The organism is Magnetococcales bacterium (genome assembly GCA_015228935.1).
In the GTDB taxonomy this organism is placed as follows: Bacteria; Pseudomonadota; Magnetococcia; order Magnetococcales; family DC0425bin3; genus HA3dbin3.
The window spans coordinates 1-5,004 of record JADGCO010000170.1 but is presented as its reverse complement, the minus strand read 5'-3'; the positions used below and the strand labels follow the sequence as shown (position 1 = coordinate 5,004).

Below are 5,004 nucleotides of genomic sequence, written 5' to 3'. Positions count from 1 at the left end.
CCAGGAGGAAGGGCACAGCCCTTCCTCCTGGACCTCCATCCCAGTTTTTCATTCGATTTTTTTGAAATTAATAAGTTATTAGACAGCCTCTTAAAGATGGGTTAATACATATAATGACGACACAGTTTACAAATATCAGGTATTTTATTACGCAATCGCCAATTACGACGCAAATCGGACAATTTTTTGCTGTTCCACAAGTCAACAAGTTTGTCCTGGTGAAGGTTGCCAAGGATCAATTCGCTGTCGGCATTGTAATCCCGACAGGCACAGGCTCCGACATTGCCATTGGAAAAAACAATCATGGTCTTGTAAAGAGTCAGACAGGGACGGAACATGCGTGGAATCAGGGGGCGTTTCACAAGATAGGCAGGGAGGGTGACAGATCCACTCCAATCATCAACCACCATGCTCTGCTCTGACTGAATATCGAGGTCTTGATTGTAAAGGATTTTGATCGCTTGATAATCTGGATGGTTTCTGATCTCTTCAGGCCGTTCCTGGGTTGGTTTCAAGGAGATGATTACATTGAGTGGATGCCCCCTGCGACGATTTTCCGTCAACAGATTTTTCAGGTTTTGCAGCATTCGTTCGTACAGATCAACCCCGAAAAAATTTTTATAGGTCTCGGGGCCAGTCAACGTGGTTGAAACGCTGACCCAGGTCAGACCACACTCAAATATATCATCAAGATCAAAAAGATGCAACCACTGCAAGGTGGTAATGATCCCCAGAATCTGAAAATCAGGATGACCCCGGACGAATCGGATCCGATCCGTCAATCGTTTGTCCAGCAGCGGATCACCCACAGTTGTGCCAAGGGAGAGATGTTTTCCACCCATGGTCAAATATTCGTCAACGGCTTTCTGAAACAGATTCCAATCCATGGAGGTTTTTCTGCGAGTCATGAACTGGTTTGCACAAAAAACGCATTTGCTGTTACAATTATTGGTCACTTCAAGAGTCAGATAGGGGTTTGTTTCCGGGACAAAACGCCCTTTCAGAAACATTCCCTTACCGTACCTGAGTAGAAATGAAAAAATTCTTTTCGGGTTGATCAGGATGGGTAAACGATAAATAACTGAAGACAAAGGAGATTCATTCATATTGACGAATCCATCACACCTTTAGAACAATTTGACAACGGCCCGTACCCCACGTTCCATGGCCAAGTGTCAAGATGGCGTGTCACGGCAGGGGAAACAAATTCATACTCGGGTCAAGGATAAAGACGCCGGAACAAAAAGTCCATTGTCATGGAGAGCCGGATTTGTTTCCGGTTGCGGATTTCGTCTCCAGGATGAAAAGACGTAGGCATTATAGTCCAAATCTTTCAAAAATTTACGGATAGCCATACCATTTTCTTCATGCAATTCTGCATAGATTGCGTGGACCCGGTGTGACTCCAGGAGTGGCATGGCCCCCCGCAAAGCCGGAATTTCATGACCTTCAACATCCAGTTTCCAGAGATCGACGTGATCCACACCTTGCGTTTCCAGAAACTGGTCAAGCCGCACCACATGGACGAGTTCTGATCCCGTGGTACGAATTTGACTCTGTCCCCCATGAGTCTCTTCCGCACCCTCATCCTGCAAAAAAAGGTTTTCCTCTTTTTCACCCAAACCCAGACGATGAATTTCCACGGATTGCAAGAGACGACGATTTTTTACCAACTGCCCGGCAAGCCAATCCGCCTGGTGTTGACCGGGTTCAAAGGCAAACAAACGTCCTCTGGGATTCATTTGTCCCAAATATATGGCCATTTGCCCGATGTTGGCACCCGAGTCAATGATGATGCCGTTTTCGGGAACAAAATGTTTGGCCCACAACAAAAACCCGGGATCATAAAGACCATAAACGATCCAACGGGAAGTCGAGTTGCGGAGATCAAGCTTCCAAATCAAACCAGCCCCGGTCATGATTTCGGTGATGCCCAAACGTGACAAGGATGCACCCAGGAGACGATCACAAAGACCCAGTTTGTGGGGAAACTCAACACTGCGCATGATTTTCAGCAAGGGTTCATACCATCCAGAAGTTGACACATTTTTGTTTTCCATGGACCAACCCTCGCACATTCACCCTTATCAATTGGAAACAAACCGGCAGGAGTTCATCATGAATGCCTCATGCCTCCTGTCCCGGCAGAAGCCCCCCTTGCCCGAAAATGGTGCCGTTATCACGGAAACAATGCGTTAAACAATACGTTAAACGATCATGATCTGATCCAACCTTCCGGGATTCCGACACTTGAAAGTGAATTGTAGTCCCAAACCACACACAAAGCAAATACAGCCTCATCCAGAACAGCCGGGTGACGTTTCTTACGGGTCGAAAGCCACAACAAACCATAAATGCCGTCCATTGATCTGCATCACATGCAAGAATTATTGGTGAATTTGCGATAAACACTCAAAGAAGAAAAAGAGAAACCTTTGATAAAAAAAAAATACCCGGGCACCCTTAAAAATGGTACGATCCTTCCGGCGTTCGTGGTACGCTTCTGCCAACTCTCCTTTCCGGAAACAGGCCAGAGGAAAAGCGGTGACATTTCTAAAATTTTCATACAAATCATGGGCTTGACGAGTAAAATGGATCGTCCATCAAAATCATTGCCTCGTTACTCGTCCGGGTTGCACAGCCCGGAAGCCTACAGGTCCGCAAAGACGCTTCCCAACCGTGACACGGCTGCAAGCCAAGGTAAGCCGGTACCGATCCATGCCAGATCACCTGTCAATAAAATCAAACCAAATTTACAGTCGTACCCGATTTTTTTGACATTTCTCGTCACTTTAAGTATTTCAATATCAGCAGCATGGTCAAAGAAACCTCTTTCTCTGGAAGAAGGCATTCTGGGTTTGTGCATCATCGGGGTCACTTTTCACGGATCTTCCAAATGGTTTTTCTCTGCAAACAAATCGATGCCATTTATTGAGCTGTACACGTTTGTGGTTGGAATCTATTATGGCTTTCCCATGATTCTTGGAATCAACAGCACATTCGGAGTTTTTTATGTTGACGAAGAAAATCGTATCCGGACCGGAATTGTTGTGCTTTCAAGCGTTATCATCACTTTGTTTACATACTCATTCGCAAAAAGGTCAAGATTGTCTGATATTTCAAAATCTGTAAAATTAATTCCAAAAGATACTGCAATTAATATTTTTACATTTCTTCTAACCATGTCAACAATATATAATGGATTGTTCATGGTCGGAATTCCGCAGCAATATCTTGGGAATTTTTTGGCTACATTCAACACAATCCTTGTAAACGTTATTGGAACCGTGTCAAGCTATGTGCTTTTTCGTTTGATGGGAGAAGGTCACCTTTCAAAAGCACAAACCACATTTACAATAATTCTTGTTCTGATCGGCGGTGTCATTATCATCAGCGGGCTTATGTTGGTTAACGTTGTTTTATGGATTTTGCCATCTATTTTAGGTTTTACTCTTGGACGTGGCCGGATTCCTCTTGGAGTGGTCATTTTACTTTTATTTATCTTGACGTTTCTCAGTATGGGAAAGGGCGCAACCCGCAATATCTACTGGGGGTCTGGTGTGACCTCATTTTCTGATGCCTTTCAAAGATTGTCACATTGGGCAGAAATATCCATGGAAACTTTTCAGGATACATCAAGCACGACCCAATCATTAATCATCGACCGTCTCAATTTTTCAGGGGTCCTGGGCATGGTGATTCAACGCACCCCGAATGAAGTTCCCTATGTCGGAGGGACAACCTACGCCATGTTGCCATCCATGATCATTCCACGTTTTCTGTGGCCTGATAAGCCCGATGGTCACGCTGCAACAATATTTCTGGGATTGCATTACGGAGTCCATGCCCGAGATCAGGCCATTCTGACCAGTATCGGTATTGGCCTGTTGGGCGAAGCCTATGCCAATTTTGGAGTGCCTGGAGTCATTGTCTTTTCATGGTTGCTGGGATGGATTCTGGGATTTGCACATCGAATGGATACCCACGCGCCACCTTTGTCAATGCGCAGCTTTGTTTTTGTCGTTCTCCTGAATTCGATCACAAAAATCGAATTTGCCCTGGTTGAAATTATCATTCCTCTGGTCCAAATATATTTCTTGCTTTTTATTGTTTATGGCTGGCTTTTCGTCAAGGAAGCTCGTAGATCCCCCAGACATAACATTCCCGGCTCTGATCAACATGTCAGTCTTCAATCAAACTCCCGGCTCATCCATGCAGGCCGAAATCCGGGATTTCATCAATCCAGGCGACCAAATCAATGACCAGAAACACAATTTCTGCACATTCTGAAAGAATATAAAATGTTCTCTTTACGCAGAATCATGGAACGATTCAGTGATCACCTCATTCTTAAAAGGCGTACACCAGGTGAGTTTGGGAGTCACCCCATGTACGTGACACCCGGATCCGCATTGAAATATTGGCGACGAGACTTGGGAAAAATTGACCCGGACCTGTTGCGACTGGCCAGCACTCATGTCAAACCTGGATCCAGGGTATGGGACATTGGTGCCAACGTGGGACTTTTTTCTTTTGCCGCTGCCGGAATCGCCGGTACCCATGGGCAGGTCGTTGCCCTGGAACCGGATACTCGTCTTGTCGAAATTATCAGAAAAAGCATCCGTCTGCCAGAAAACAGCAATTTGCGACTCGACATACTGCCGGTATCCATGGCTGGCGAACTGGGGATCAACCGCTTCCAAATCGCCGCCCGAGGTCGTAGTGCCAACCATCTGGCCAATGTCATCGGTTCGAGTCAATCCGGTGGCGTGTCCACCTCTTATCCAGTCATAACCCTCACCCTGGATTGGCTGCTGGAGCAATATGGCAGACCGGATTTGATCAAAATTGACGTTGAGGGAGCTGAACTCCTCGTTTTGCAAGGTGGGAAAATGACGCTCACAAAAGCCCGTCCCGTCATCATGTGCGAAGTATCCGAGATCAACAGCCAAAATATTTCCACTTTGCTCCAACAACACGCCTATACCCTTTTTGACTGGGAAA

The 5,004-nt window shown here is 45.7% G+C and carries 4 protein-coding genes; 2 read left to right on the top strand and 2 right to left on the bottom strand.

All coding sequences use genetic code 11. The annotated features are described in order from the left end of the window. Positions 1–101: 101 nt before the first annotated feature. Both HQL65_20215 and HQL65_20210 read right to left on the bottom strand, forming a co-directional pair. Positions 102–1,010 (bottom strand): radical SAM protein, encoded by a 909-nt coding sequence (locus HQL65_20215; GenBank protein ID MBF0138561.1) that lies wholly within the window; start codon positions 1,008–1,010, stop codon positions 102–104. 198 nt (positions 1,011–1,208) lie between these two features. Further along, positions 1,209–2,060 carry an FkbM family methyltransferase gene (locus HQL65_20210; GenBank protein ID MBF0138560.1) on the bottom strand — a complete coding sequence of 284 codons (852 nt, stop codon included), beginning with the start codon at positions 2,058–2,060 and terminating at the stop codon, positions 1,209–1,211. 375 nt (positions 2,061–2,435) lie between these two features. Between HQL65_20210 and HQL65_20205 the strand changes: the two genes are divergently transcribed. Then, entirely contained in the window at positions 2,436–4,262 is a 1,827-nt protein-coding gene (locus HQL65_20205; protein ID MBF0138559.1) for a hypothetical protein, read from the top strand. Positions 4,263–4,388: 126 nt separating this feature from the next. After that, positions 4,389–5,004: FkbM family methyltransferase (locus HQL65_20200; protein ID MBF0138558.1), on the top strand; the 616-nt coding region annotated here is incomplete at its 3' end.